This window comes from Moraxella bovis (assembly GCF_002014975.1).
Lineage (GTDB): Bacteria > Pseudomonadota > Gammaproteobacteria > Pseudomonadales > Moraxellaceae > Moraxella > Moraxella bovis.
In genome coordinates, this window is the sequence record NZ_MUXV01000066.1 from 1 (window position 1) to 25,937 (window position 25,937).

A 25,937-nucleotide genomic window follows, 5' to 3' on the forward strand; every position below is an offset into this window, starting at 1 on the left:
TTTAGTTTTTGTTACAGCATACTTTAGTTTTTGTTACAGCATACTTTTTGAACCACTGCCAAAATATTTTTTAAATCATAAGAATATGGTCATTTTAATTATTAAACCATCAACAAACCCAATTCTCATTTAAGCAGTCATGCCTATGAGCTATTGACAAACAATCCTTTGCCCATAGATAGTAGGGATTAGGCAAGCCCTGTCATCCATCAAAAGAGTCAAACTATGTCCACACACACTTTCAAAATACACGGCATGACCTGCCAAGCCTGTGCCACTCGCCTAGAAAAAGTCTTAAATAAAAAAGAATGCGTAGAGCGTGCTGATGTGAACTTTGCTACAGAAACGCTGACCCTTAGCACAACAGAGAGCGCATCTTGTGATGAGATTTTGACATGGATAAAAAAGACAGGCTTTACAGGGGAGTTTGTCCAAGACCAATCCCAAACCAAGCCCCATAGTGACGCACCGCCATATCGCTTGATTGCCCTTGGCGTGCTGTCCTTGCCGTTTTGGGTGGGTATGGCAGGCATGATGACAGGCTCGCACGCACTCATGCCCCCAAATTGGGTGCAGTTTGTGCTAGCAAGCATTGCTCAGTTTGCCCTTGCCACACCTTTTTATAAAGGAGCGTGGGTAGGGATAAGGGGCGGACTTCTTGGCATGGACGTGCTGGTGGCGTTGGGAACGAGTATGATTTGGGCGTATTCTACTTATGCTTATCTCACAGGCGGTCATGTGTATTTTGAAGCAAGCGTGATGATTTTGACTTTTGTGAGCCTTGGTAAATATCTAGAACACCGCACCAAAACAGGCAGTCTTAATGCCTTATCCAAACTCATGGAGCTACTACCGCAGACGGTCAAGGTCAAGCGTGATAATGCGTGGGCGGACGTGGCGTTGGCGGACGTCAAGGTGGGCGATATTTTGCAAGCCAATCATGGCGACAAAATCGCCGTGGACGGGGTCATCACGGACGGTCAAGGGGATATTACCCAAGCTCATCTAACGGGCGAAAGTGCCTATTTATCAAAAACTTATGGCGATGACGTACTGGCAGGGAGCGTGGTGGTGGACGGCAGTTTTGCCTATCAAGCCCACGCGACAGGCTCACAGACCGCCCTTGGGCAGATGACGGACGCACTGTCGCACGCACAGGGGACAAAAGCTCCGATTGCACGGCTTGCCGACCGTGTGGCAGGCGTGTTTGTGCCGGTGGTGGTGGGGCTTTCTGTGCTGACGTTTTTGGTAAATTGGTATATACTCGGGCAGTTTGACACCGCACTCATGCGAGCGGTTGCCGTGCTGGTCATTTCTTGCCCGTGTGCGTTGGGGCTTGCCACGCCCACAGCGATTATGGCAGGCATGGGGGTGGCAAGTCGGCATGGCGTGCAGTTTTTGGACGCAGTGGCGTTGGAGACGGCAGGGCAGATTGGGGCGATAGCCTTTGACAAGACAGGAACGCTGACAAACGGTCATCTTGTGGTGGTGGACAGCCTGAGCCTGACCGATACGCCCACATTGCTTGGCGTGAGTGCAAGCATTGAGAGTCACAGCACGCACCCCCTAGCCCGTGCGATAACCGCTTATACTCATGACAATCACGCCCCGACATTTACCGCCCAAAATATCCTAAGCCAAGCAGGGCAAGGCATGCAAGGCGACATCGCTGGCGTGGGCGTGGTAAAGGTGGGGACGAGCGGTTTTGTTCATGCTGATTTGGGCGAGAAAGAACACGCCTTTATCCAAGACAATCCCACAGCCAGTCTTGTGTTTGTGGCAATTGATGACAAGCTGGCAGGGATTTTTGCCCTAGCCGACACTCTAAAAGCGGACGCCCACACGCTCATAGACAAGCTAAAAGCGGACGGTATCACGCCTGTTATCCTAAGTGGCGACCGTCAAAGCGTGGTGGACAGCGTAGCAGGTGAGCTTGGTATAGACGGCTATGGCGAGCTATCGCCACAGGATAAATCCTTAAAAATTAAAGAATTACAAAAAACCCACAAAACCGCCATGATAGGGGACGGCATCAATGACGCCCTAGCAATGACCACAGCCGACATCGGCATGGCGGTGGGGGGTGCCACAGACGTGGCGACAGGCTCGGCAAGCGTTCGGCTCATACAGTCGGAGACGGGCGGGGCGATGAGTGTTTATCACGCCCACAAAATCGCCAAATTGACCCTAACCAACATCAAACAAAACCTATTTTTTGCCTTTATTTATAACGTCATCGGCATACCGCTTGCGATGATTGGTGTGCTAAATCCGATGATAGCCAGTATCGCCATGGCGTTAAGTTCGCTGTCGGTACTTGCAAATGCGCTTAGGTTAAAGGGGGTGGACTTAAAAGATAAAATCAATTAAAATCAAGATATTGGTAAGGTGCGTACCACGCACCAAATTGTGATTAAATTTATTTTTAAAATAAATTGATTAAAAAATTAGGTAGTGGTCTAAAAAGTATGCTGAACTAGGTTTTCCGTTCGCCACAAGCTTGCCTGCGGGTCGGTTTCCGTCATGAGCAGGCATAGCTCACCACGAACGAAAAACCGTGGTACTTTTTCATTTTGTAGAGTGTAACTGTGGTGATTAAGATAATACTCAATCACAGACAGTTTAAAGTCGGTTGTGTATTTTGCCATAGAAAGCACTCCAAAGGTTAGAGTGGCAAGCTTTGGGAGTTGGTTCATTAGATAACGGTAGTTTTTAAAAATCATACCAATCTGGCACTCGCCAATTGGGTCAATTGATATAACGCATGGCGGTATTTGTTATCAGGCAGTTTCATGAGAGCCATTTGAGCAAGGCGGGTTTCGTCCAACGCTCGATTTTTACAGTATTCCAACGCCCCTGATGATTTCACCAAACCGATGAGCGTCTCGGCATTGTCCGTTTTGCCTGTTTGTACGGCAATTCTTAGCTTGTCATAGTCATCACTATTGGCTTGTTTTAGGATTTCTAAGGTTTTGATAATCGGCAAAGTCGGCTTGCCTTCGGCTAGGTCGTCGCCCAGATTTTTGCCCATCGTTTGACTGTCACCCATAAAGTCTAGCACATCATCAATCATCTGAAAGGCATTGCCAAAATGTTGCCCAAAATCGGACAAATTGGCAAGTAACTCCTTGTCATCATGCTTACCATGAAGCAAAGCCGCCCCCACGCACGCCATCATAAAAAGCCGTGAAGTCTTGCCGTCAATGATTTGTAGGTAGTCACTTTCGGTCGTCTCGATGTTGTGTTGGTGTTGCAGTTGCAAGACTTCGCCTTCGGCAATGTCGCACGTTCCGTCCGAGAACAGCTTTAATAAGGTCATGTCGCCAAACCCTGTCAAAAGGTTGAACGAGCGTGCGATGAGATAGTCGCCCACCAGCACAGCCGTAGCGTTGTTCCAAGTGGCGTTGGCGGTCGGTCGCCCCCGTCTCATACCAGACTCATCAATCACGTCATCATGCACGAGCGTGGCGGTGTGGAGCATCTCAGTAATCGCCCCAAGTTCTAGGCTTAACTTGTACTGCTCATCCTTTATCATGCGTGAGATAAGCAAGGTCATCAAAGGTCGCATACGCTTACCGCCTGCGTTGATGACATGGTCGGACACTTTCATGATGAGCTGAACTTTGGAATTTAGCGAGCCAAAAACCTGCTTGTCCATGACGGCAAAATCATCGGCAACAACGGATAAAATCTCAGAATAAGTGGGCGTGGTCATTGTCATTCTCAAAACTAAAATGGAGCTATGATAGCACATTTGGTGGCGTTGGGCAAAAGGGTTATTTGACAGATTGTGTGTCTTGATTGTCCGATTGACGTTCAGCAAGCCATTCTTCGGCGGTGTCATAGACGGCATTTTTCTCACGCTTACCCATCACGATGACAAACACCACCACTTTATCATCTTCAACTTGATACACAAGGCGATAACCTGCCGAGCGGAAGTTGATTTTGTATAAATTTTGTCCACCGCTTAGGCGATTGGCGATGATGTGCGGATTTTTTAGCACCTTAGCCAGTCTCTTTTTAAACTGCGTTTTTATGGTGTCGCCCAGTTTTTGCCATTCTTTTAAGGCTCGCTCGTCAAATTCTAATTCATACATTAATTCGCACATTAAAGCTCGTCCAAACTGACTTTGATGCGTGGGGCAGGATTATCAAGGCGTTCTTTGGCAAGGGCTAAAAGCTCACTGTCTTCATCGGTCAAAACCACCGTCTTAAAGGGTAATTTTTTGTGATAAGCCACATATTGCAAGGTTTGGCGGATAAGCTCAGACGGTGTCACGCCAAGTTCTTGCAGTACCAAAAATGATTGGGCTTTTAGGTCATCGTCCACACGAGCCACGATATTTGCCATAATATACCTATTTGTCTATAAATTTGTCAATATAATTATAACACAACTTTTTTATCTTTCAAGAATAACCATAAATTATCAATTTATAAAAATACATAAACTATTTTTAAAATTTTTGCCCTTTTTCTCACTTTTCATCTTGTCAAACGGTGCAAAACTGTGCATAATACCCCTTTGACCAAACCCAATAAATACAGGCAGGTATTATGTCTTTTTTAACCCACCATACAGAAATCGATGATGTGAATATTGAAAAAATCACACCCCTAATCACCCCCGCCGAACTAAAACGCACCTATCCCCTATCTAGCCAAGCATTTAGCACCGTGCTACACGGTCGCAAGGTCATCGAAGACATTTTGGATGGCATAGACAAGCGTATCCTAGTCGTGGTTGGCCCTTGCTCTATCCATGATGTCAATGCCGCCCATGAGTATGCGGACAAATTAAAAGTGTTGGCGGACGAGCTAAAAGACGAGCTATTTATCGTCATGCGTGTATACTTTGAAAAGCCACGCACCACCACAGGCTGGAAAGGACTTATCAATGACCCGAACATGGACGATAGTTTTGACATCGAAAAAGGACTTGGCATGGCTCGTAAGCTACTTTTGGAGCTTAACGAAAAAGGCTTACCCTGTGCCACCGAAGCCCTTGATCCTAACACCCCCCAATACATGCAAGATTTGATTAGCTGGTCGGCAATCGGAGCTAGAACCACCGAATCACAAACCCACCGTGAGATGTCAAGCGGTTTGTCTTGCCCTGTCGGTTTTAAAAACGGTACGGACGGCTCCATGACTGTGGCAGTAAACGCCATGCAAGCGGTCAGCTCAGGGCATAGCTTTTTGGGTCTATCATCGGACGGACAAGTGTCTATCATCAAATCCAAAGGCAATAAATACGCCCACGTTGTCTTGCGTGGTGGTAACGACCAGCCCAACTATGACGAAACCGCCATCGCAGCCGCCGAAAACGAGCTTGCCCGTGGCAAAACCAACGGCAAAATCATGGTAGACGCAAGCCATGCCAACTCTGGCAAAGACCCCTACTTACAGCCCATGGTTATCCAAAACATCGCAGGGCAAATCCAAAAAGGCAACAAATCTATCATGGGTCTCATGATTGAAAGCCACCTAAAAGGCGGTCGTCAAAATATCCCTGCCGACCTAAGCCAATTAGAATACGGCAAATCAGTTACGGACGGTTGCTTGGATTGGGATAGCACGGTTGATGTGTTACGTCAATTTGCCAAAGATGTCAAAGAGCATTTGCCAAATCGTTAAAACTGGCGGTAAAAACCTTAAATCCATAAATAAAGGCGGAGCGATTCGCCTTTATTGTTTCTATACCCTATAAAGACATTAGCCTAAAAAAGTAGACTCTGCAAAATGAAAAAGTGCTAAGGTTTTTCGTTCGTGGTGAGCTAAGTCGAACCATAATGGAAAACGACCCGCAGGCGTAACTCAGGGTGAACGGCTTGCGTGGTAGAATTCAATTTTGTTGGCTGTAGAATAAAGAGCAAACCAAAAGGGCTAAGTCCTGTGAACTACAGAATCTTAGTCCAATCGGGGTTGATACAACCACTTACAACAACCTAGCCTTTTATCTTATGTCTAAGATTTGGAGGTCGGTTCAATTGGGTGGTTTTGTCAAATACAACATTATTAAAATACATTACCCCACCCAAAATCACGCACTACCTTGCCAAATCCATCATCAAGCGGGGCGACCACCGTGATACGCTTGCCACTCATGTCATCAAATGCCAACGTATGAGCGTGCAAAAGTAGTCTTGATACGCCCGTAAACTCTGCCACCGCACGATTTTGGGCGGTGTCGCCATGAGTGGTATCGCCGACAATGGGGTGAAATAGGTGCATCATGTGCCGTCTTAATTGGTGTTTTCGCCCTGTAACTGGGATAAGTTTCATAAGGCTATACCGAGATGTGGCGTATCTATACACCGAGACAAAGGGCATTTCGCACGTTGCCAAATTCTCATAATCGGTTATGGCGGACTGTGGCTCTTTGTCGGCATTGGCAAATTTATCAGCGATTTTGTCAAGTTTGACCTTTAAGGGATAATCAATCCGCCCGCTGTCGAGCAAATACCCACGCACCACCGCCAGATACGACTTTTCTACCGTGTGCTTTTCAAATTGTAAAGATAATGTCCGTGCCACGTCTGACGACTTAGCAAATAATAGCACCCCTGATGTCGGGCGGTCTAGCCGATGAACAGGGAAAACGTGTTGCCCAAGCATATCACGCAAAACCGTCATCACAAACACTATCTCATGCTTGTCAAGCCATGAGCGATGAACAAGCATACCAGCAGGTTTGTTTACCGCCACCACGTCATCATCTTGATATAAAATTTGTAACATTTTGCCGTTTCCGATTTATTTAGCTTGCCTGATAGAGCGACTAGAGCAGTATTTTACCTTGCTACAACAAATAACGCCAGTTTATCTTGCAATTTATTCATCTTGCAAAATCACCCACCAAACCCCAATTTATTTTACTTTTACCCCCAAAAGCGTGTAAAATAGCACCTTTTAGACACATCACGCCCATGAAAGCCCTACTTGACTACATTCCCATCATTGTCTTTTTTTATCTGTATAAAACCACAGACAAGGACAATCCTGCCCACCCCCTACTGACCGCCATTGGGCTAACAGGGGGCGAGAGCAACAACCACATCATCGTGGCGACCGCAGGGCTGACCCTTGCCACGCTTGTCATATATGGTTTTTTGTTTGTCAGTCAAAAATTTCGTCTACAAAAACAGCAGATTTTTGTGCTACTGATGACCGTGGTATTTGGTGGGCTGACCCTTGCCTTGCGTGATGATTTTTATATTCGCCTAAAAGCGGTGCTGATTAATCTAGGCTTTGCTCTTGCCTTGTTTTTATCGCCATTTTTTTTGAGCGACAAAGAATCCGCCATTCAAAAACTGTTCGCTCCCATTTTTGACTTATCATCATCAGCATGGAAAAAACTTAATCTAGCATGGGCAGGATTTTTTGTACTGATGGCAAGTCTGCACGCCTTTTTTGCCTTTGTCTTTATGGGGGGCGAGTACTGGGGCGAGTTTACCGCCTTTGGCGATATTATCGTCATGATAAGCTTTATGGTCGGTATGTTTATTGTCCTGCGTAAACACATTAAGATAGATGAAACAGCAGTTAAAAAATAATTTAAAAGTGCTAAAATATGGCTTTACCTATGATTCATAGATATCCATAGATTTTATTTTAATTTATCAAAATAAAATTGATAAAAATATCTTGCAAACCCTATTCGTACCAAACAACCAAATCAAACAACACATTAATCCAAAATTAGGAAAACCCCCATGCCACTATTTGCCATTATCGGTCATGATGTTGCTGACAGCACCGCCAAACGTGCCGAGATTCGCCCTGCTCACATCGAGCGACTGACCGCCCTACACGCCCAAAACCGCCTTGTCATCGCAGGTCCCACACCCATCAATCACGGCGAACCTGCCATGAGCGGTAGCCTTATCATCGCCCATTTTGATGACATCGAGCAAGCCCGAGCATGGGCAAATGACGAGCCGTATTTGCATGGCGGTGTGTATAGCCATGTGGACATTCGCCCCTTTATCCAAGCCTTGCCTGCCGACAGTGACGCCTGAGAGTTACCATGAGAGTTGCCATCATTACCGCCTTGCTTGCCACCGCCTTACTGCCTGTGGTTAGTCTTGCTCAAACCGCCTCCAATGCGACATCTGGCACGCCCACCGCCAGCACCAATCGCAATGCCAGCGAGAGTGAGAACGCAGAGAGCCAAACCCCCGTTCCGCCACCGCCTGCCAGCCCGCACGACCCCAACGCTCCCACCATTGCCGAGCTAAACAGTCCCGACGATAATGAGCTGTCGCGTGCCAATACCGAGCTACTCGCCAAAAACAGCGAACTACAAGGGCGGATTGACGAGCTGACCACGCAGGTCAATGTGTTGGTTAATGAACGTAGTGGACAGTTGTTTCTATATGGCGTTATCAGCACCTTGGTGTCGTTCATCCTTGGCTTTATCCTAGCGTCACTCATCATGAAACGCAAATAAACCGACCTGACAGACCATGATACAGACCGCAGACATCACATGGCAAACCGACAGTTTGGGTAACATCACGCCCACATCCGAGCAGTTTGACGACATTTATTTTTCAAAAGCGGGCGGATTTGATGAGACCAATTATGTCTTTTTGCAAGGCAATGATTTGCCCCACCGCTTTGCCAATTTGGGCGAACATGAGCATTTTGTCATCATGGAGACAGGCTTTGGCACAGGGCTAAACTTTTTGGCAACCTGCCTACTTTGGCAACAAACCGCCCCGCCGTCCGCCCGTCTGTATTTTGTCAGTACCGAAAAATATCCGCTCTCTCATGCCGACCTAACCACCGCCCTATCGGCATGGCAGGATGAACAAACCGCCCCATTTATCAAGGATTTACTGGATAATTATCCGCTTGCCTTAACGGGGTGTCATCGCTTGCATGTTGGCAATATCACACTAGATTTATGGCTAGGCGATGCGTTGGATGGTTTCTGCAAAATGAGCGATGGACTTGCGGATGCTTGGTTCTTAGACGGTTTTGCCCCTGCCAAAAACAGCGAGTTGTGGTCAGACGAGATTTTTAACCAAATCAAACGCCTATCTAGACCTAACGCCACCCTTGCCACCTTTACCAGTAGTGGGGCGGTCAGACGAGCCTTAACCGCTATCGGCATGACTGTACAAAAAATCAAGGGCTTTGGACGTAAGCGTGAGATGATAACCGCCACTTTTGACGGCAAGCCCACGCCAAAATCTACCCCAAAAACCGCCATCATCATCGGAGCTGGCGTATCAGGACTCTTTACCGCCCATGCGTTGACACATCGTGGCGTAGAAGTTACTTTGATTGACAAAACCGCCCCACTATCAGGAGCTTCAGGCAACCCCAAAGCCCTATTCGCCCCTAAGCTCACCCAATTATCAGACGCTCCCAATCATCTGCCCACCGTCAGCTTTTTATATGCCGAGCGGATTTACAAAGCGTTTAATCAATCATCAAATGATGAGATATTCTCCCAAACAGGGGCGATAGATTTTTTATTACCCACGCAAAAATCACATGAAAAATTGGCTCATTTGGCAAACAGCTATCCTGATGAACTGATTGGCATTTTTAATGAAAATCTTAATTCAGACAATGCCGATTTTAATAAGCAACTCATCAATACCCACACGCCAAAAGCAGGTCTGATTGATACGCACAAATTGGCAGATTTTATTTTAGCCAATCCTTTAATCCAATTTAAACAGTTTCATGCCAAACACATCACAAAAGATAATGACACATGGACGGTAAAAAATAACGATAGAGAACTATCTGCCGACATCGTGGTCATTTGTGCAGGGTTTGAAAGTTATTTACTAAACAATGAGTTATTCAATCCCAGAAAAATCCGTGGGCAAGTCTCATGGCTTGATATTCGTCATATGTCTGATGAGTTAAAAGCCAAAATCGCCACCCCAATAAAATATGACGGCTATTGTGCCACTTTTGATAAAGACGGCACGCCCACCTTTTTAATGGGAGCAAGTTTTGTGCGTAATGATACCGATACATCGGTGCGTGATGACGAGCATGAGTTTAATTTGGATAAACTTCGCCAGAGCTTATCACGCCTTGTCGATGAGTTAAACATCAATATCAAGGACTTACACGGACGGGCAAGCATACGAGCCCAAACGCCTGATTATCATCCGCTAGTCGGAGAAATAGGCGGTCAAGTTGGCGGTAAAATGGGCAATCATGGACTATACACCGTCTATGGCATGGGATCAAAGGGGTTTAGTTTTGCTCCGATTTGTGGTGAGATTTTGGCAGGGTTGATTTTTGATGAGCCGTTGCCCGTCTCTCATATTTTATTGGATAAATTAAACCCAAACCGTCCACGCCTGCAAACACCGATTGACCAAAATAGATAAATTTACGCAAAAAACCGCCATGCTTCGACAAGCTCAGCACGAACGGTTTTTATAATTTTAAAAATACCATGATAAAAGCCCACACCCAAAACACGCACGACCACGCTTGCACCGTTGTCGCCCACAAAAATCACGAACCCACATCACGCACTTTTGTCATCGGCATTGATGAAGTGGGGCGGGGTTCACTGTTTGGGCAAATGACGGTTGGGGCGGTGATTTTGGATAATGATTTGACGGGCGAATTTGGGCAAATTGACCTGACAAATACGCCCCTTGCTCTTATCAACGACAGCAAAAAATTGTCCGAAAAAAAGCGGAATTTGGTCTTTGACCCAATTAAGCAAGCCTGCCAAAGCTATGTCATTATTGACATTCCTGCTTATGTGATTGATACGATTGACATTTATCAAGCGACTCTTTTGGGCATGAGACTTGCCATTGAAAATTTGATTGCATTAAATAACATCAGCAAAAATGACAATCTTATCATCGTGATAGACGGCAACGCTGCGCCCACCCTATCCGATGACTTTAGCGACTTTCAGCCGTGCATTCACACGCTCATCAAGGGCGACAGCCTTCACACGTCTATCGCTTGTGCCAGTATCCTTGCCAAGGTTCATCGTGATACTGTCATAAGCGACTATGCCAAGATTTATCCTGATTATGGACTAGACAAGCACAAAGGCTATGCCAGTAAAGCCCATACCACCGCCATTTATGAGCATGGGATATTGCCCGAGCATCGCAAAAGTTTTAATCCCATGCGGACGATATTGGCAAATCAGCTTTTTTAATCGCTTTAAAACAAATCATCCCTTTAAATTCTTATGCTGTTTTATCATCTTTTTTAACACCCGATTATTATCATCAAACCTACGACAGGCAGGACACATCAAAAGATGAAACTTTACCGTCATTTTTTGAGATAAAGTCAATGGTTCTTCTTGTGATAGACTCATAAGTTCAGTCATTTTTTGGCAATTCTTTAATCGTTTCATTGTATTCCCCCTAAACAAACCATTTTACCGACAAACACATTTGCAATCTTAATCTGGCTCTGTGCAATAACACATATAAATTTTGGCGAGTGATATTTAAGTTTTGACAAATCTCATCACTACCCAATTCTATATATTCTTTCATCAAAAAAACTTGTGCCTGCTCTTTGGGCAGATTCTCCAAACACAGTTCCAATACTTGCCAAAATTCATCATTTTCAGCTGTTTCATGCGGACTTGCCCAGCGATTATCAAAGGCATTTGGCGATGAACCGTTTTGCCAATGCCCAATATCATCAAACAGCATTGCCAAAAATTCTTCATCGCTATTTTCACTCATGTCGCTCATAACTTCACAATGTTTGTTTTGGCGGATAAAGTCGGCAATTTTATTTTTTAAAATGGCAAATACCCATGTTTTAAAGGCGGACTTTCCTTGAAAACTATCGGCGTATTTTAAAGCATTTAAGAGGGCATCTTGCACCACATCTTCGGCGTGCTGTTCGTGATTTAATTGGTTATACGCAAAAGCAAACATGGACTGATATATCTCGTCCATGCTTTTTTTATCAAATTGGCGTAATTGTATTTGGTGCATTTTTAAGTCAAAAAAACTTGAAATAAGACAAGGAAAACGAGCGAAGCTGTACAAATAGGGCGTGTTGAACTTTTATATTTGCAATGAAAAATGAGAAAAATCGCACGTTTTTCAAGGAAAAAACTTAAGGCTGATAGTCATTCTATCAGACCAGTTTTTGACGCAGAAAAACAAGATTTAGCCATTTTTCATGCAAAAACATCATTTTATTTTCACAGGATTTCTAAATTTTAAATTGTGTTATAAAGGTTCAGCACGCCCTCACTGTGAGCGAGTTTGACACAGTACTATTTCAAAGTTGGCAGACTTTTGTTTATCCAAAAGTCCATGCTTATATAACGCCCTGCCCCATAAATAATTAGCACAAGCAACATGATAAAATAAGTCATGCCAAATTCTATGCCATTATTTAAAACCACAAAATTACCCGTTTCGGTCAGCCAATCATAATTGCCATGCGTTTGTAAGATTTCACGGGCTTTATTTAATCGCTCGCTCGCTTGTATGGAATTATCCAAACTTACCTGTCCCAATCCACCAAATAATTGGGCGATATTGGTCGCAGGGTCGGTTGGGGTAATGGCGTGCCAGCCGTTTTTTAAATGCACAAGAATCATCGCAACCGCCATTGTGATTGCCAATAACACGCCAAAAAAACGAGTCGCCACGCCGAGTAATAACGCCACACCACCAATCAATTCAGCAACAATCACCATAGCCACCCAAAAGGACGCAAATGGCAAACCAAGCCCCCAATCGGCATTACCAAACCACTGTGCCGTATCATCAAACGAACGGTATTTGGTTAGCCCTGCCATAATAAACACAGGGGCAAGATAAAGACGAATGGCGAATAATGGCAAAAAGTCCAATTTATTTAAATTTACAACAAATTTATTGTAATAAGCGTTGTATTCTTTTATCATAACTTACCTTATTTTTATTAAAAAGATTGGTTATAAAAAATTTGATTATCAATCATTGTATTGACCAAATCATCAAACGAAGTTTTGATATTATCAAAAATCTCATCATTTAATTCAAAGGTGTGTTGTAGCTCTGCCAATAACTCATTTGTATTTTGATAACATACCTCTTCATTTTGTTTTTCTTGCATAAAGGTTAGTATGATAAAGCTAAGCTGACTTATGGTCATAAATGCCGTTTTGAATGTACCGTCCACCACTTTACGATACACCACCAAAAAAGTCGGGTTTTTTTGACTGGGGGAAAATGCCACGCTAATATCCTGCACCGCCCATTCATAATATAAAATCTGGGCGGTATGATTGATAAAAATAGACTCATTTTGATACATTAAAATAGGCTTGGGATTATTGTTCGGTAGATTATCTACAAACAATTCCACCCATTCATAATGAGCAAACTCTGACAAATAAATGGGTAAATCAAATTTTGTCAAAACATCATCGGTCAAATAGCCGACAAATTGCTCGGTAATTTCACTAAAATACGGACTTGCCATATCGCCATGTTTTAAAAAATCTTTAATCAGATTTTGCCAAACCAATATGCCAAAATGCGTCTCAATAATACTGCGAGTAATGGGAAAGCATTGATTGACAAAGCCAGAGACATTATTATAAATCAGATTTTGATATAATTGCCCCACACGAGCAGGCACGGTATCGGTGTTATCGTGTTTTTGTTTGCGGATATAATCGCCAAATTCACGCTGAAAGATGCGTAACTTGGGTGCTTTATCAATCATCATTGTTATGCCATTTTATTAAATTATCATTAAAATAATTAGGCCAATTTAAATGTAGAATTATTTTTATGACGTTCTTGAATTTCCCGAATGAATTTAACTTCACAGGTAAGCTCGCTAAGTTCTGGGAAATTAAAATCACGCTCCAAACAAGTCGGAATATTATCTGCCGTTTTACTTGTTTTGGCAAATATCAAACCATAAGCGTCATTTAATAACGCCCAAACACGCTCCACCACACTATCGCCATGCGTATCCACAATCAAGCCGTCATCATCCACATAATGCCCAGCAACGTGCAAATAACACGTCCGCTCGAGCGGCAATTCACGCAAATATTGGTGTGGGTCAAAACCAAAGTTTTGGCTATTGACGAAAATATTATTCACATCTAAATGAAATAAACAATCAGCTTCTTTTACCACCGCAGAAATAAATTCACTGTCGGACATTTCACTTTGGGGCGGTAGATAATAATATGAGGCGTTTTCAATGCCGATTTGAGAGCCTAAAATATCTTGTACTTTTTCAATACGCTCGGCAACCCAAAATACCGCTTCTTCGGTGCAAGGAATAGGCAATAAATCATACAAATGCCCTTTGTCATCACTACACCAAGACAAATGCTCGGTAAATAAATTGATGTTATGCGACTTCATAAAATGCTTAATATTATTGACATGAGCCACGTCCAATTCTTTTGAACTGCCAATAGACAAAGAAAGTCCATGACAAATAAAAGAAAACCGCTCGCTATAAGCACGCAAGATATTTTCAAAACGTCCGCCCATAATTCCGTGGGAGTTTATCCAATTTTCAGGCGACACTTCAAAAAAATCAATCTGGCCTAATTGATGAATGGCATTGGCATCATCAAGAGACATTTGTGGCAATAACTCACGGCGAAAGCCAAGCCCTGCCCCGTGTAATGGTCTTTTATTTATCATGTCATTTTCCTAATTATTAGGGTTTGTTATCAACATGGCATTTGCAAGTGCTGATGCCCAAAATATGATAAATGGGGCAAAAATTCATAAAACCTGTTAATAACAGTACAAGCCCAAGAATTCCCCACCACGAGCCAAAATAAGTACCCAAGCCAATAATAACAACACCCAAAACAATTCGTACGATTTTATCAGGTTTACCAACATTGATTTTCATAAAACACCTCTTAACGATAGCCTTGTTGTTTTAGGTCTTCATAACCGCCGTGATTGGTAACATTGGTATAGCCCAATTTTAAGAGTTCTGTGCGAGCAACTTCGGCACGTCTACCACTTCGGCAATACAGATTAATAGGATTGTTTTTATTGGGCTCAATGGCAGAAATCTTTGATGCAATATCGCCAACAGGGATATTGACGCTATTTGACAAATGCCCCGCTTTATATTCTTCTGGGCTACGCACATCAATCCAAACGCCTTTTGGTTTTGGTTTGATTTGTGATTGATTTTGGGTTTGAGATTTGGCATTGTTTTGTTTTGATGAGGTATTGGCAAAACTGTTACACGCAGTTAATCCCAAAATGCTAATTGCAATGGCAAGAGTGAGTTTTTTCATAAGACACCTTCTAAATTACACCAATTAAATTTATTTAAAACAATTAAAATTCGGCAAATAAATCATTTAATGATTCGCTAATGGTTGGGTGCGTAAAAATTTGCTCTTTAAAATAATCCGCTTTAACGCCATTATCCATTGCCAATTTAAATAAATTGATAATCTCATGGCTATTTTCACAAAACAACGTAACGCCCAAAATCTCGTTATTGTCTTTATCCACAATCGCTTTTAATAAGCCTTTGGTATTGCCTGTGATTTTGGCTTTGACAATGGCTTGGGCGGGCAAGGTTGCCACTTGGTAATTTTTGCCACTGTCTTTGGCTTGTTTTTCGCTCAGTCCAATTTGTGATAAAGGCGGTGTGATAAAAACACTCGTTGGGAAGGTGTGGCGGTCGGCTCTGTGGCGTGTGCCGTTCCCAAACAAATCATCCGCCACAATGCGATAATCATCAAGCGAGATGTAGGTAAACTGCGGTGAACCTGCGACATCGCCCATCGCCCAAATGTGGTCGGTGGCTTTTAGTTTGTCATCGCACACCACATAGCCACGCTCGCTTAGCTGTACGCTTGTGTTTTGTAGGTTTAGACCATCTGTGTTAGGTCGTCTGCCAATGGCGACAAGCACAGCATCAGCGTCAAGGGTCATCTTATCGGTGATGACTTGGGTATGCTCTGTTAGGTGTTTAAATTCTTGGACATCTTGCCCTAAATGCACCGTAATGCCACGCTCATTTAATAGGTCAAGCACAATCGCACGCACGTCATCATCAACGTTTGGCAAAAAGCTGTCAAATTTTTCAACAATGCTCACTTGACTGCCAAAAGCGTGATACATAAAGGCAAATTCAAGGGCGATAAAGCCTGCACCCACGATAACCAGTCGCTTGGGGGCGGTCGCTTGGCTGTCGCCTAAGTTTAAAAGCCCCGTGCTGTCATAAACACGCTCGCCGTCCACGCCTGCAATCGGTGGCATAATGGGGGTCGTGCCTGTGTTGATAAAAATCCGCTCGGCACGCACCGTCTCGCCTGTAGATAGGGCAACAGTGTTGTCATCAACAAAGCTCGCTTGTGCAGTGATGACGGTTACATTTGGTAAATCATTGATTTTGTTAAAATTAGCTTCACGCAAGGCAGAGATGAGTTTGTCCTTGTCCTGCATGGCAACGGCAAAACTGTCTGTTTTGGCTTCATGAATCAGTTTTTTTGACGGAATACAGCCCACGTTAATACACGTTCCGCCATACATTTTGTCCGATTGCTCAACCAAAATGGTACGCTCGCCGTGTTTGTCAAACAGCCCTGCCAGCGTTTTGCCTGCTTTACCAAAGCCGATGATTAAGTTTTTGGTTTGTATCATCTTTTTTCTCCAATTTATTTACCAAAATCATTAGGGTATGACAAGGTTATGAAAAATTCCCAAAACCTTGTCATGCAAGCCTAAACCGCTATTTATTTGTTACCGCCACAACTGGCATTAGCGTTTTTGTCGGTGCTTGCCCCACAACTGGCAGTTGCTGATTTGTCGGCGGTAGCAGTAGTGGTGTTCGCCCCACAACCTGCATTGGCTGATTTATCGGTCATGGTGGCACTGCACCCTGCTTCGCCACATTTACCCTCACCGCATTTGCCTTCGGCAGTTTTGGTAGCGGTAGCGGTGTTAGGCTCGGCAGTAGCAGGCTGGGCAGGCTCGGCATTTTGGTAGCCTTGCTCCATAGGCTGTGCTTCTACCTTTTCTTCTTTACAAGCAGTAAGTCCTGTGGCAAGTAGGGTTGCTACGGCAAGACCTGTGATTTTACGGTTAAGATTTGACATGATAAACTCCAATTAAACATCATAAACCATTTTATGATACACCTTAGACGGATGTGGGGCAAATATCTTACAAAAAATTTGAAAAATTTTTAAAAATTGTTGTCATACCCCTTATGTTTTAGGTGCAAACGTATTTTGGCACGCTCTTTTTTATGGCGTGTTTTGGGGTTGTCTTTATCATGAACACCACCCTTTTTTAATAAAGGGTTTAAGGCGGTTTGGTTGCGTACTTTAATCGCACTTGGGTAAATTGGGTGATTTGCCAATTTTTCGCCAAGTTTGATAAGCTCTTTTTGGTTTTTCATATTATTTTCCTATGTTGGACTAAATCAAAATATATTTTAGAATTTGGACGTATAAGGGTAATTTATTCGCCCCAAAATCCAAATTTAACACAGGGCAAATGTAATTTGCCCCTGCACTTATTTTCCAAAATGACAAATAAAAAATCATTCATCACCCTTTAATACACATCACCTGTTTTAAGGTGTGCACCACCTCCACCAAATCGGTTTGGTTTGCCATGACCTCATCAATATCTTTATACGCCTGTGGAATCTCGTCCAGCACGCCCTTATCTTTACGACATTCGATACCGTCCGTCTGAGCAACCAAATCCGCCAAGCCAAACTCACGCACCGCACGCCCCCTGCTCATTTTTCGCCCTGCCCCGTGCGAACACGAACAAAAACTCTCGCTATTGCCACGCCCACGCACGATATAGGATTTTGCCCCCATAGAGCCGGGGATAATGCCAAGCTCGCCCTCATAGGCACTAATCGCCCCCTTGCGAGTTACATAGACCGAACTGCCAAAATGCGTCTCACGGCTGACATAGTTGTGATGACAGTTTATCGCCTCTTTGGTTATGGTAAAGCGGGGAAATTGTGCGTCTTTGCTTTGTAAGGCTTTGATAATGAGTCTCATCATCTCCTTGCGGTTTTCGGTCGCATAGTCCTGAGCCCAGCCCACCGCCTCAATATAATCGTCAAAAAACGGCGTACCCTGTGCCAAATACGACAGCTCACGGTCAGGAATATAACCAAAACACGTCTCATTCATCTTTTTGGCAAGACTGATAAAATGCTCGCCAATGCACGAGCCAATCCCACGAGAACCAGAGTGAAGCATAATCCACACGTCATCATTCTCGTCCACGCACAGCTCAATAAAGTGATTGCCACCGCCCAACGTGCCAAGCTGTTTTGCCCACGTTTTGTCAAAGTTACTCATCATTTTCAATAAGCCCTTGTGCTTATCGGTAATTTTTTTGAGACGAATGGCAAGCGGGTCAAGCGTACTCATTTTTGCCATGATTTGCTTGTGCTTTTCAAAGCCGACAGGGACGTGTTTTTCAATGGCAAGGCGGGCAGGTTTTAGGTTGTCGGGCAACTGCTCCGCCTTGATAGACAGGCGTAGGGCGTTCATGCCACAGCCAATATCCACGCCCACCGCAGACGGAATGATTGCCGATTTGGTCGGAATCACGCTCCCCACAGTCGCCCCCTTGCCCGCATGAACGTCAGGCATGACGGCGATATGGCTATGGATAAATTGTAGCTGGCTCATTGCGTAGAGCTGATTTAACGCCTTTTGCTCCACGTCTTTGGTAAAGATTTTGACAGGCACGCCATTGTTGCCATTTTCATTTAAAATAAGTCCGATACTCATAAAATTATTTCTCTTTTGGGTTGGTTTGGGGATTTAGATAAAGGAGCATTAACATTAGCACAAATTTATGATATGTAGGTGTAGAGACGTGCTGAGCACGTCCAATAAAATCGTTATATCATCAAGGGTGTGTGCAACACGCCCCTACAAAGCCTGTGATAAATATTAATTTCATTAGGTGTATTTAAAAATACCAAATTTTTGATATAAAAGCGCCCAACCAAAAATCATTCAATTTTTAGCTAATTAAATAAACACAAATTAAAAAGACAATACTTCCCCAATCATTTTTAAATATAAAAATGCCAAATAAAAGACAATATTTTGGGAAAGGAAAACCGTCAAAACTGATAAAGCAGTTTATCAGTTTTTAAGACAAATCTTAGCGATTTTTTGGACAAATTTTAGACAATAAAAAACGGTGAAAGCCTTGTGTGTTAAGGCTTGCCACCGTCTTTATGTGTTTGGCTTGATATAAGACTTATATCAAAAATGATTTGCCCAAACAGTCAAAACGGCTGGTCTTTTTTGAATTACAAAGATTGTAAGATACAGACATTGTTTTACTCCTATTGCTGTTTGGGTGAATGAAATACACCAAGCATATTTGGTGCGTGAATGTGTATATGATAAGCGATAAAAATAAAAAGTCAAGGGGTTTTTAAAAAATTTTTATAAAGATCCCAAACAGTCATACATATCGCCAACTTTCTTTATCAAAATGAATAATGTCAAATAATGGCACGCTTTTTATGCTGATATTGTCTTTGTCTTTTTCTAAAATTATCATAGAGCCTGTTTCTAATTTGCCTTTTTGATTAAATTCCAATTCTTTGATTTTTACCGATTGGGTAATGCCATTATCAGCAAGTGTTTCATGATAAGGCTCGCCCGTATGCCCATAAAAATGATAACAAAAAGCGATATTATCCAATGCGTCTGCCACGTCAGATGAACCATAACCACGAATACTTTCGATTGGTTTGTCATGAGTGATTAAAATATCTATGTCGCCACAGGTTTTATAGAGCTTTTTTAATTGTTCTCGTTCATAGTTTTGGATAAACGTTTTATGCTCTCGCCCTTTTCTATCGCCAATTCGCCCAATGCCCAATAGGCTAATGCTGTCGGTGTCATTGGTTAATACGAGTGGAAAGCCTGTTTTTAATACCCGAATTTTTTGATAACAATCAATATGAAAATAAGGCAAATTTTTATCGCTGTTATTTTCTAAATCATCCAAAAAATCATGGTCTTCGTGATTGCCACGCACGGCATACATGGGGATATTGAGCGTATTTAAAAATTTGGCAATGTCACTATCCATTTTGATAAAATTATCCATAAAACCCAACTCATCTCTGTCATGTCTGGCGTGTCTTAATGTCGCTTTATCCATGTTGTTTTTATCAGGAAATACTCCCATGTCGCCACATTGGATAATGGCATCAATCGCTTGTCCTGTCAGGGTTTGATAATAATCCACCAATTTAAAGGGTAATAAAAATTTACCATGAATGTCCGCAAAAATCGCCAATCTTAGCATATCATTCCTTAATATTTTTAATTAACACCGCCCGATTCTCATCAAACGCATTTAGGGCATTTATCATCATCACTTTTTCGTATTGCCAAATGTCATTTTTATCAATATTTGCCAAATGAATTTTTTGAGCTTCCAATAAATACGCTCGCTGAGTGCCTTGTAATAATGGTGTATCAGGTGTGTACCAGTGATTGCCTTTTAAAAATAATAAATTTCCAATAGAACAATCCGTAACCAAGCCGTTTTTTATAATGATAATTTCATCACAATCGCCCTTTTGGTATAATAACTGATTTAATAAATTTCTATCATCATATTTATAAGCATAATCTATACTATCGCATTCTACTATTTTAAAAGATTGAATGGATTTTGGGGTGTAATCAAAATATTCTACTTTTATGCTATATTTATCATAAGTAACACGACAACGGATAAATTTATTGTTAAATTCATCAGGCACACAAATTATATCGGCAATATCATCAATCATGCTTTGACAATGTAAAAATAACTGCCCCCGTTTAAATCGTCTATTATGATAATCCAGATTTAAAATATGTCCGTTATTTATGGCAAGCGTCTCAAAAAGCATGACTAATCCGGTTTTTTCCATTTAATTTCAACTGCCGTCATCTCGCCCACAACCGTTTGTTTTAGGTCTCGTGCCATGTCAAATTTAGTCGGCGATGTGGGGATATGCACCGCCATAAGCTCGGCTTGGGTCTGTGGATAGCGTGGGTTTTGGGCAGGGTTGGCATAGCCGTGCGGATATATGGGAGAGCCGTTTGATAGGTCGTATTTGTCGCTCGCCCCAAAAGCGTGCAGGCTTTCGTGGGCGATGACCACGTTGTTATTGGCGGTTTTTTTGTCCATGCCAAACAAATTGACCACGCCAATACGTCCATTTTGTAGGGCGGTAGAAGTTTCGGTGATGATTTTTTTGTCAGGGCTATGATACTGCAAAAACAACCGCAAATTGGTCGGCACGCCAACGTCATGGGCGTTTTTGTAGGCATAATAGCGAAATTTTAAACTCCAAATAATCGCGTCCGTAATTCCGCCATTTCTTGGCACCACAGGGGGCATGGCTTTGACTTCTTGCCCTAGCCGATAATAAAAACTGGCGTTTTGACCGTATTTTTTGCTCTCGGCATTGAGATAAGTCTCTATTTCTTTAAAATCGCTATCAGATAGACTTGCGATATATTTGGCAACTTCTGGCGAATTATCCACGTTAATGGGATAAATGGCGACATAAACAGGCTTTTGCCAATCGTGATTTTTATCACGAAAGCTATTGATAGCGACAATAAGCAAAATGCACAGTAGGATAAGAATGCGGATATTTTTGAACATAAGATTTTATTAAATTAAGCGTAAACCGCCCGAATTAATCCATTGATGATTTGTCTGTCTTTGGTATTTTTGGGTAGGTTTGCCAATATATCAATGACATCATCATCAAATAATTCTTTAATTTGAGTGTCTTTTAATACCTTTGATTGTTCTTGGGATTTATTGGCATGATACCGCTCTAATATCGCTGGCATAACATTATCTTTGGCAGTTACAACAAAATCCGCCACTTTAATTTCTTTTATGGGTTTATCTTGCATTTTGGTACTCCCTAAGTTGTGTGTTGACAGGTTTAAATACTGTGATGATTGTAATTTCATCATCAGATGTTTGTACCCATGCCACTACCAATAGTCTGCCTTGATTTGACATACCAACAGTACGCATACGCAATTCATCATAATCAAAGCGACTATCAATATTGGTTAATTAATAAGGGTCATCAAATACCGAAACCACTTCATCAAAACTCACTTCTCTATTATCATACACCAATTTAAATTTATTGTCATTCCAATAAAAATAAATCCCATGCTTAAATAATATTGACATTACCTTCTCTTCTTATCCCGTTTCTTAAACTCAGCAATACGTTTACGCTCACGCATGACTTTGGCTTTATTTTTAATGACGGGATTTTTTTTGCCTTCGTATGGGTTGGCGTTTTGTTTAAATTCTACGTGCAGGGGCGTGCCTTCTAATTTAAACACGTCCCGATACACATTTTCAAGATAACGCTGATAACTTTTTGGCAAACTACTCGTTTGGTTGCCGTGAATAACGATGACAGGCGGATTATGCCCACCTAAATGAGCATAGCGAAGTTTGATACGGCGACCGCCCACCATTGGCGGTTGATGAGCCTCCACCGCATCCTGCAAAATCTGCGTAAGACGAGACGTGGACACCTTAAACATGGACGCATCGTACGCCTTATGGATAGACGGATACAGATTGCCCACGCCATTGCCATATAAGGCGGAAATCAGATGAATCTTGACCCACGGAATAAAGTGAAAACGTCTGTCCATTTCAATTTTGACAATGTCTTTTTGGTCTTGGGTGAGATTGTCCCATTTGTTAATGGCAATCACAATCGCCCGACCTGCGTCCAGAGCATAGCCTAACATATGCAAATCTTGATCAACGATACCTTCGTGTGCGTCAATCACCAGCACAACCACATTGGCATCTTTGATAGCTTGTAAGGTCTTGATAACACTAAATTTTTCTACTTTTTCATCAATCCGCCCACGCCGTCTCACGCCTGCGGTATCAATGAGTGTGTATTGGCGACCTTCTCGATCAAAGGGAATATAAATGCTGTCTCTTGTCGTACCTGGCATATCAAACACCACAACACGCTCCTCGCCAAGCAAGCGATTGACCAGCGTGGATTTACCGACATTGGGTCTGCCGATAATCGCCAGTTTCAAGCCGTCTGTCTCGGGATTTTCGGCGACTATCTCGGGCATATCGGCAGTGATGATTTCAAGCAGACTCGTTACGCCCTTGCCGTGGCTGGCACTTGTCGGAATTGGCTCGCCAAAACCCAAACCAAAAAACTCAGCAATGGACGCTTCGTGTACGCCGTCTGTTTTGTTAGTTACCAAAAAGACAGGCTTACCCAGCGTGTGCAAAAACTTGGCAATCTCCTCATCGCTTGGGGTTAGTCCTGCCCGTGCGTCCACGACAAACACGACCATGTCCGCCTCATGAATGGCGGTGTACGACTGTGTTGCCATATAGTCATCAATGTTGCCCTTGCCGTCATCAGCCTCGCCAATACCGCCGGTGTCAATGACGATAAAGGATTTATTTTCAAAAAACACATCGCCATATTGGCGGTCTCGGGTCAGCCCTGCTAGGTCAGCGACTAGGGCTTGGCGGGATTTGGTGAATTGGTTAAACAGCGTGGATTTGCCGACATTGGGGCGACCTATCAGGGCGACTACAGGTTTTAGGGACATGGTGTTCTCGGATTGTTATTTTATAAAACTTACTATTTTAACATAAAATTGAGAGGGTATGGTATTTATTGATTTTGCTTACGCCAAACAAAGAACATCACTACATATACGAATGGCGATCAATAAGGTATAATAAGCCATTTAGAGACATTAAAGGAGCAAAAATGACCGACAAACACATTCATCATTCACATCATGACGATACTCTTTTGACCCTAAGCCACGCCCAAGCGATAGTGATTGCCATCAGTGCCATTATCATTTTGGGCGTTACGATGATAGCATGGGGCTTTGTGCCACATTTGTCCTTGCTTTTGGTGATATTGGGTCTGCTTATGTTTGGGTTTAGTCGGCGTATCGCCTTTGATGATATGCAAGAGCGTATGATAAAGGGCGTATCCACAGGCATGGGGGCGATTTATCTGTTCTCGTTCATTGGGCTATTGGTGTCCGCTCTTATGATGAGTGGGGCGATTCCAACTTTGATTTATTATGGCTTTAATGTCTTGTCGCCCCAGATGTTTTATTTGTCCGCCTTTATCTTGGCAAGTGTGATTGGCGTGGCATTAGGTAGTGGATTTACCACTTGTGCGACTGTGGGCGTGGCGTTTTTGGGCATGACCGAAGCCTTTAACGCCAATCCTGCCATCGTCGCAGGGGCGGTGGTCTCGGGGGCGTTGTTTGGCGATAAGATGTCGCCTTTGTCCGACACAACAAGCATTGCCGCCAGTATCGTAGGCATTGACCTATTTGACCACATCAAAAACATGATGTACACCACCATTCCTGCGTGGCTTATCTCGGCGGTGGTGTTTTTTGTGTTATCAGGCGATGGCGGTGCGGACTTGGCGGACGTGGCGGTGTTGCAGGATAGTCTTGTGGCAAGTGGTTTGGTGCATGGCTATGCCCTTATCCCCTTTGTCGTGCTGATTGCCCTTGCTGTCATGCGAGTGAACGCCATTTATGCCATATCGGCAACCATTGCCGTGTCGCTTATCATCACTTATATCCATAGCTCGCCAAGTCTTGCTGAGCTTGGCGGGTGGTTTTTTACAGGGTATAAACCTGCCGAAGGCTTGGAGCTTGGCAATGTGGGGCGATTGGTGTCAAGGGGCGGTTTGGAAAGTATGTTTTTTAGCCAGCTTCTTGTGATTCTGGCATTGAGCTTGGGCGGACTCTTGCACGCTTTGGGGGTGTTGCCTGCTTTGTTGTCCGCCATTCGTCATCTTTTGACTCGTGCCAGTCGTGCGGTATTGACAGCGTCTTTGACGGCATTTGGGGTCAATTTTTTGGTGGGTGAGCAGTATTTGAGCCTATTGTTATCGGGCAATACCTTTGCCCCTGAGTTCAAACGCTTAGGCTTGCACCCCAAAAACTTGGCTCGCACGATAGAAGATTCAGGCACAGTCATCAATCCTCTGGTACCGTGGGGTGTGTATGGGGTGTTTTTGACAGGGGTATTTGGCATGCCTGTGCTGGACTATGTGCCGTATGCAGTGTTTTGTTATGGTTGTTTATTTTTGACGCTCTTTTTTGGGTTTACAGGAATCACGATTACAAGGGTTGAACCGACACAGGAGACATGATGAAACTTTATACCTATTTTCGCTCATCGGCAAGCTATCGGGTGCAGATTGCCTTGCACCTAAAAGACTTGGCGTTTGACAGTATGCCAATTCATCTAGTCAAAAGGGAGTAGGGCATGGCAGAGTATCTTGCCAAAAACCCCCAAGGGCTCATCCCTGCTCTTCACGTGGGCGGTCGCATCATCACACAGTCGCTTGCGATTTTGGATTATTTAGAAAATGCCTATCCTGCCACACCCCTACTGCCCCAAGACCCCCTTGACCGTGCAAGTGTGTGGGCGGTGTGCCAGATGATAGCGTGCGACACGCACCCGCTTAATAATTTAAAAATGCTAAAATACCTACAACAACGCCTAAATATTGGCGATGATGACAAGCAGGCGTGGTATGCCCATTGGATACACGAAAACTTTGCTCCGCTTGAAAAACTACTCCAAAAGACGGCAGGCAACCGCTGTTTTGGCGATACGCCCACGCTTGCCGACTGTGTGCTAATACCGCAGGTATACAATGCCAAACGCTTTGGGATGGATTTGTCCGCCTATCCAACCATTACCGCCATTCATGAGTATTGCAATACTTTGCCTGCCTTTGTTAAGGCACATCCGAGCGAGCAGATGGATTGCAATGTTTAGAGAATACGGACTTTTTAGCAATTGCCAATACTAAAACTCTTAAATAAATCAGAGCAATCGCACTACTCCTTACCAAACAACAACTGT

At 43.4% G+C, this 25,937-nt stretch carries 30 protein-coding genes and 1 pseudogene; 9 read left to right on the forward strand and 22 right to left on the reverse strand.

Features of this window, described 5'->3' with window-relative positions; all coding sequences use genetic code 11:
- Positions 1 to 225: 225 nt before the first annotated feature.
- A complete protein-coding gene (locus tag B0182_RS12470; RefSeq protein ID WP_078275231.1) occupies positions 226 to 2,370 on the forward strand; it encodes a heavy metal translocating P-type ATPase in 2,145 nt (714 codons plus the stop codon).
- A gap of 89 nt (positions 2,371 to 2,459) precedes the next feature.
- Here the strand turns inward: B0182_RS12470 and B0182_RS12475 are convergent, their stop codons facing one another.
- From B0182_RS12475 to B0182_RS12490, 4 genes are all read right to left on the reverse strand, one after another.
- Positions 2,460 to 2,648, reverse strand: coding sequence for a hypothetical protein (locus B0182_RS12475; protein ID WP_143821748.1), 189 nt, complete (start codon positions 2,646 to 2,648; stop codon positions 2,460 to 2,462).
- 71 nt (positions 2,649 to 2,719) lie between these two features.
- Positions 2,720 to 3,715, reverse strand: coding sequence for a polyprenyl synthetase family protein (locus B0182_RS12480; RefSeq protein WP_208624081.1), 996 nt, complete (start codon positions 3,713 to 3,715; stop codon positions 2,720 to 2,722).
- A 61-nt stretch (positions 3,716 to 3,776) separates the two neighbouring features.
- A complete protein-coding gene (locus tag B0182_RS12485) occupies positions 3,777 to 4,112 on the reverse strand; it encodes a type II toxin-antitoxin system RelE family toxin (protein WP_078275234.1) in 336 nt (111 codons plus the stop codon).
- On the reverse strand, positions 4,112 to 4,354 hold the full coding sequence (locus B0182_RS12490) for a type II toxin-antitoxin system RelB/DinJ family antitoxin (RefSeq protein WP_078275235.1): 243 nt from the start codon (positions 4,352 to 4,354) through the stop codon (positions 4,112 to 4,114). Before B0182_RS12490 ends, B0182_RS12485 begins: the two co-directional genes overlap by 1 nt.
- Before the next feature lie 206 nt (positions 4,355 to 4,560).
- Here B0182_RS12490 and B0182_RS12495 point away from each other — a divergent pair, with 206 nt between their 5' ends.
- A complete protein-coding gene (locus tag B0182_RS12495; RefSeq protein WP_029103111.1) occupies positions 4,561 to 5,640 on the forward strand; it encodes a 3-deoxy-7-phosphoheptulonate synthase in 1,080 nt (359 codons plus the stop codon).
- Between the two features lie 381 nt (positions 5,641 to 6,021).
- Here the strand turns inward: B0182_RS12495 and truC are convergent, their stop codons facing one another.
- The gene (truC, locus tag B0182_RS12500) at positions 6,022 to 6,744 is read right to left on the reverse strand and encodes a tRNA pseudouridine(65) synthase TruC (RefSeq protein ID WP_078275236.1); all 723 of its coding nucleotides are present in this window, start codon (positions 6,742 to 6,744) and stop codon (positions 6,022 to 6,024) included.
- Between the two features lie 188 nt (positions 6,745 to 6,932).
- Here truC and B0182_RS12505 point away from each other — a divergent pair, with 188 nt between their 5' ends.
- The 5 genes from B0182_RS12505 (at position 6,933) to B0182_RS12525 (ending at position 11,170) form a co-directional block, all read left to right on the forward strand.
- Complete coding sequence (locus tag B0182_RS12505) at positions 6,933 to 7,559, forward strand: inner membrane-spanning protein YciB (RefSeq protein WP_078275237.1); 627 nt, start codon at positions 6,933 to 6,935, stop codon at positions 7,557 to 7,559.
- A gap of 159 nt (positions 7,560 to 7,718) precedes the next feature.
- The gene (locus B0182_RS12510; RefSeq protein WP_078275238.1) at positions 7,719 to 8,024 is read left to right on the forward strand and encodes a YciI family protein; all 306 of its coding nucleotides are present in this window, start codon (positions 7,719 to 7,721) and stop codon (positions 8,022 to 8,024) included.
- Between the two features lie 8 nt (positions 8,025 to 8,032).
- Positions 8,033 to 8,455, forward strand: a complete 423-nt coding sequence (locus tag B0182_RS12515; RefSeq protein WP_078275239.1) for an SH3 domain-containing protein — start codon at positions 8,033 to 8,035, stop codon at positions 8,453 to 8,455.
- A gap of 16 nt (positions 8,456 to 8,471) precedes the next feature.
- Positions 8,472 to 10,370: a bifunctional tRNA (5-methylaminomethyl-2-thiouridine)(34)-methyltransferase MnmC2/FAD-dependent 5-carboxymethylaminomethyl-2-thiouridine(34) oxidoreductase MnmC1 gene (mnmC, locus tag B0182_RS12520; RefSeq protein ID WP_078275240.1), complete on the forward strand. Its 1,899-nt coding sequence runs from the start codon at positions 8,472 to 8,474 to the stop codon at positions 10,368 to 10,370.
- Positions 10,371 to 10,438: 68 nt separating this feature from the next.
- Positions 10,439 to 11,170 carry a ribonuclease HII gene (locus tag B0182_RS12525; protein WP_078275241.1) on the forward strand — a complete coding sequence of 244 codons (732 nt, stop codon included), beginning with the start codon at positions 10,439 to 10,441 and terminating at the stop codon, positions 11,168 to 11,170.
- A 15-nt stretch (positions 11,171 to 11,185) separates the two neighbouring features.
- Here B0182_RS12525 and B0182_RS15385 read toward each other — a convergent pair whose 3' ends face one another.
- The 17 genes from B0182_RS15385 to der form a co-directional block, all read right to left on the reverse strand.
- Entirely contained in the window at positions 11,186 to 11,374 is a 189-nt protein-coding gene (locus B0182_RS15385) for a zf-HC2 domain-containing protein (RefSeq protein WP_078275242.1), read from the reverse strand.
- 10 nt (positions 11,375 to 11,384) lie between these two features.
- Complete coding sequence (locus tag B0182_RS12535) at positions 11,385 to 11,972, reverse strand: sigma-70 family RNA polymerase sigma factor (RefSeq protein WP_078275243.1); 588 nt, start codon at positions 11,970 to 11,972, stop codon at positions 11,385 to 11,387.
- A 287-nt stretch (positions 11,973 to 12,259) separates the two neighbouring features.
- Complete coding sequence (locus B0182_RS12540; protein ID WP_078275244.1) at positions 12,260 to 12,898, reverse strand: HvfX family Cu-binding RiPP maturation protein; 639 nt, start codon at positions 12,896 to 12,898, stop codon at positions 12,260 to 12,262.
- A gap of 17 nt (positions 12,899 to 12,915) precedes the next feature.
- Complete coding sequence (locus tag B0182_RS12545; RefSeq protein WP_046701166.1) at positions 12,916 to 13,707, reverse strand: HvfC family RiPP maturation protein; 792 nt, start codon at positions 13,705 to 13,707, stop codon at positions 12,916 to 12,918.
- Between the two features lie 35 nt (positions 13,708 to 13,742).
- Positions 13,743 to 14,651, reverse strand: a complete 909-nt coding sequence (locus B0182_RS12550) for an HvfB family MNIO-type RiPP peptide maturase (RefSeq protein ID WP_046701167.1) — start codon at positions 14,649 to 14,651, stop codon at positions 13,743 to 13,745.
- Between the two features lie 16 nt (positions 14,652 to 14,667).
- Positions 14,668 to 14,868, reverse strand: coding sequence for a YgaP family membrane protein (locus B0182_RS12555; protein ID WP_046700115.1), 201 nt, complete (start codon positions 14,866 to 14,868; stop codon positions 14,668 to 14,670).
- Positions 14,869 to 14,878: 10 nt separating this feature from the next.
- Positions 14,879 to 15,268 (reverse strand): rhodanese-like domain-containing protein, encoded by a 390-nt coding sequence (locus B0182_RS12560; protein WP_078275245.1) that lies wholly within the window; start codon positions 15,266 to 15,268, stop codon positions 14,879 to 14,881.
- A gap of 43 nt (positions 15,269 to 15,311) precedes the next feature.
- Positions 15,312 to 16,628 carry an FAD-dependent oxidoreductase gene (locus B0182_RS12565; protein ID WP_244893696.1) on the reverse strand — a complete coding sequence of 439 codons (1,317 nt, stop codon included), beginning with the start codon at positions 16,626 to 16,628 and terminating at the stop codon, positions 15,312 to 15,314.
- A gap of 92 nt (positions 16,629 to 16,720) precedes the next feature.
- Positions 16,721 to 17,083, reverse strand: coding sequence for an HvfA family oxazolone/thioamide-modified RiPP metallophore (locus B0182_RS12570; protein WP_078275246.1), 363 nt, complete (start codon positions 17,081 to 17,083; stop codon positions 16,721 to 16,723).
- 89 nt (positions 17,084 to 17,172) lie between these two features.
- Entirely contained in the window at positions 17,173 to 17,388 is a 216-nt protein-coding gene (locus tag B0182_RS12575; protein WP_051225941.1) for a hypothetical protein, read from the reverse strand.
- Between the two features lie 151 nt (positions 17,389 to 17,539).
- A complete protein-coding gene (locus B0182_RS12580; protein ID WP_078275247.1) occupies positions 17,540 to 18,754 on the reverse strand; it encodes an RtcB family protein in 1,215 nt (404 codons plus the stop codon).
- 691 nt (positions 18,755 to 19,445) lie between these two features.
- Complete coding sequence (locus B0182_RS12585) at positions 19,446 to 20,300, reverse strand: metallophosphoesterase family protein (RefSeq protein ID WP_078275248.1); 855 nt, start codon at positions 20,298 to 20,300, stop codon at positions 19,446 to 19,448.
- 1 nt (position 20,301) lies between these two features.
- A complete protein-coding gene (locus B0182_RS12590) occupies positions 20,302 to 20,895 on the reverse strand; it encodes an aminotransferase class IV family protein (RefSeq protein ID WP_143821749.1) in 594 nt (197 codons plus the stop codon).
- Between the two features lie 2 nt (positions 20,896 to 20,897).
- Positions 20,898 to 21,659 (reverse strand): hypothetical protein, encoded by a 762-nt coding sequence (locus B0182_RS12595; RefSeq protein WP_078275250.1) that lies wholly within the window; start codon positions 21,657 to 21,659, stop codon positions 20,898 to 20,900.
- A gap of 14 nt (positions 21,660 to 21,673) precedes the next feature.
- The gene (locus tag B0182_RS12600; RefSeq protein WP_143821750.1) at positions 21,674 to 21,919 is read right to left on the reverse strand and encodes a hypothetical protein; all 246 of its coding nucleotides are present in this window, start codon (positions 21,917 to 21,919) and stop codon (positions 21,674 to 21,676) included.
- A gap of 169 nt (positions 21,920 to 22,088) precedes the next feature.
- The gene (locus tag B0182_RS15260) at positions 22,089 to 22,211 is read right to left on the reverse strand and encodes a hypothetical protein (RefSeq protein ID WP_264676467.1); all 123 of its coding nucleotides are present in this window, start codon (positions 22,209 to 22,211) and stop codon (positions 22,089 to 22,091) included.
- Positions 22,211 to 23,629: a ribosome biogenesis GTPase Der gene (der, locus tag B0182_RS12605; RefSeq protein WP_078275252.1), complete on the reverse strand. Its 1,419-nt coding sequence runs from the start codon at positions 23,627 to 23,629 to the stop codon at positions 22,211 to 22,213. The genes B0182_RS15260 and der overlap by 1 nt, the downstream gene beginning before the upstream one ends.
- Before the next feature lie 164 nt (positions 23,630 to 23,793).
- Here der and B0182_RS12610 point away from each other — a divergent pair, with 164 nt between their 5' ends.
- Positions 23,794 to 25,215, forward strand: coding sequence for a Na+/H+ antiporter NhaC family protein (locus tag B0182_RS12610; RefSeq protein ID WP_078275253.1), 1,422 nt, complete (start codon positions 23,794 to 23,796; stop codon positions 25,213 to 25,215).
- Positions 25,215 to 25,850: pseudogene (gene maiA / locus B0182_RS12615) on the forward strand (maleylacetoacetate isomerase). Before B0182_RS12610 ends, maiA begins: the two are co-directional and overlap by 1 nt.
- The last annotated feature ends 87 nt before the right edge of the window (positions 25,851 to 25,937 follow it).

Coding starts and splice junctions, on each gene's coding strand:
- B0182_RS12470 (WP_078275231.1), top strand. CDS start 226: ATGTCCACACACACTTTCAAAATACACGGCATGACCTGCCAAGCCTGT.
- B0182_RS12475 (WP_143821748.1), bottom strand. CDS start 2,648: ATGGCAAAATACACAACCGACTTTAAACTGTCTGTGATTGAGTATTAT.
- B0182_RS12480 (WP_208624081.1), bottom strand. CDS start 3,715: ATGACCACGCCCACTTATTCTGAGATTTTATCCGTTGTTGCCGATGAT.
- B0182_RS12485 (WP_078275234.1), bottom strand. CDS start 4,112: ATGTGCGAATTAATGTATGAATTAGAATTTGACGAGCGAGCCTTAAAA.
- B0182_RS12490 (WP_078275235.1), bottom strand. CDS start 4,354: ATGGCAAATATCGTGGCTCGTGTGGACGATGACCTAAAAGCCCAATCA.
- B0182_RS12495 (WP_029103111.1), top strand. CDS start 4,561: ATGTCTTTTTTAACCCACCATACAGAAATCGATGATGTGAATATTGAA.
- truC (WP_078275236.1), bottom strand. CDS start 6,744: ATGTTACAAATTTTATATCAAGATGATGACGTGGTGGCGGTAAACAAA.
- B0182_RS12505 (WP_078275237.1), top strand. CDS start 6,933: ATGAAAGCCCTACTTGACTACATTCCCATCATTGTCTTTTTTTATCTG.
- B0182_RS12510 (WP_078275238.1), top strand. CDS start 7,719: ATGCCACTATTTGCCATTATCGGTCATGATGTTGCTGACAGCACCGCC.
- B0182_RS12515 (WP_078275239.1), top strand. CDS start 8,033: ATGAGAGTTGCCATCATTACCGCCTTGCTTGCCACCGCCTTACTGCCT.
- mnmC (WP_078275240.1), top strand. CDS start 8,472: ATGATACAGACCGCAGACATCACATGGCAAACCGACAGTTTGGGTAAC.
- B0182_RS12525 (WP_078275241.1), top strand. CDS start 10,439: ATGATAAAAGCCCACACCCAAAACACGCACGACCACGCTTGCACCGTT.
- B0182_RS15385 (WP_078275242.1), bottom strand. CDS start 11,374: ATGAAACGATTAAAGAATTGCCAAAAAATGACTGAACTTATGAGTCTA.
- B0182_RS12535 (WP_078275243.1), bottom strand. CDS start 11,972: ATGCACCAAATACAATTACGCCAATTTGATAAAAAAAGCATGGACGAG.
- B0182_RS12540 (WP_078275244.1), bottom strand. CDS start 12,898: ATGATAAAAGAATACAACGCTTATTACAATAAATTTGTTGTAAATTTA.
- B0182_RS12545 (WP_046701166.1), bottom strand. CDS start 13,707: ATGATGATTGATAAAGCACCCAAGTTACGCATCTTTCAGCGTGAATTT.
- B0182_RS12550 (WP_046701167.1), bottom strand. CDS start 14,651: ATGATAAATAAAAGACCATTACACGGGGCAGGGCTTGGCTTTCGCCGT.
- B0182_RS12555 (WP_046700115.1), bottom strand. CDS start 14,868: ATGAAAATCAATGTTGGTAAACCTGATAAAATCGTACGAATTGTTTTG.
- B0182_RS12560 (WP_078275245.1), bottom strand. CDS start 15,268: ATGAAAAAACTCACTCTTGCCATTGCAATTAGCATTTTGGGATTAACT.
- B0182_RS12565 (WP_244893696.1), bottom strand. CDS start 16,628: ATGATACAAACCAAAAACTTAATCATCGGCTTTGGTAAAGCAGGCAAA.
- B0182_RS12570 (WP_078275246.1), bottom strand. CDS start 17,083: ATGTCAAATCTTAACCGTAAAATCACAGGTCTTGCCGTAGCAACCCTA.
- B0182_RS12575 (WP_051225941.1), bottom strand. CDS start 17,388: ATGAAAAACCAAAAAGAGCTTATCAAACTTGGCGAAAAATTGGCAAAT.
- B0182_RS12580 (WP_078275247.1), bottom strand. CDS start 18,754: ATGAGTATCGGACTTATTTTAAATGAAAATGGCAACAATGGCGTGCCT.
- B0182_RS12585 (WP_078275248.1), bottom strand. CDS start 20,300: ATGCTAAGATTGGCGATTTTTGCGGACATTCATGGTAAATTTTTATTA.
- B0182_RS12590 (WP_143821749.1), bottom strand. CDS start 20,895: ATGCTTTTTGAGACGCTTGCCATAAATAACGGACATATTTTAAATCTG.
- B0182_RS12595 (WP_078275250.1), bottom strand. CDS start 21,659: ATGTTCAAAAATATCCGCATTCTTATCCTACTGTGCATTTTGCTTATT.
- B0182_RS12600 (WP_143821750.1), bottom strand. CDS start 21,919: ATGCAAGATAAACCCATAAAAGAAATTAAAGTGGCGGATTTTGTTGTA.
- B0182_RS15260 (WP_264676467.1), bottom strand. CDS start 22,211: ATGTCAATATTATTTAAGCATGGGATTTATTTTTATTGGAATGACAAT.
- der (WP_078275252.1), bottom strand. CDS start 23,629: ATGTCCCTAAAACCTGTAGTCGCCCTGATAGGTCGCCCCAATGTCGGC.
- B0182_RS12610 (WP_078275253.1), top strand. CDS start 23,794: ATGACCGACAAACACATTCATCATTCACATCATGACGATACTCTTTTG.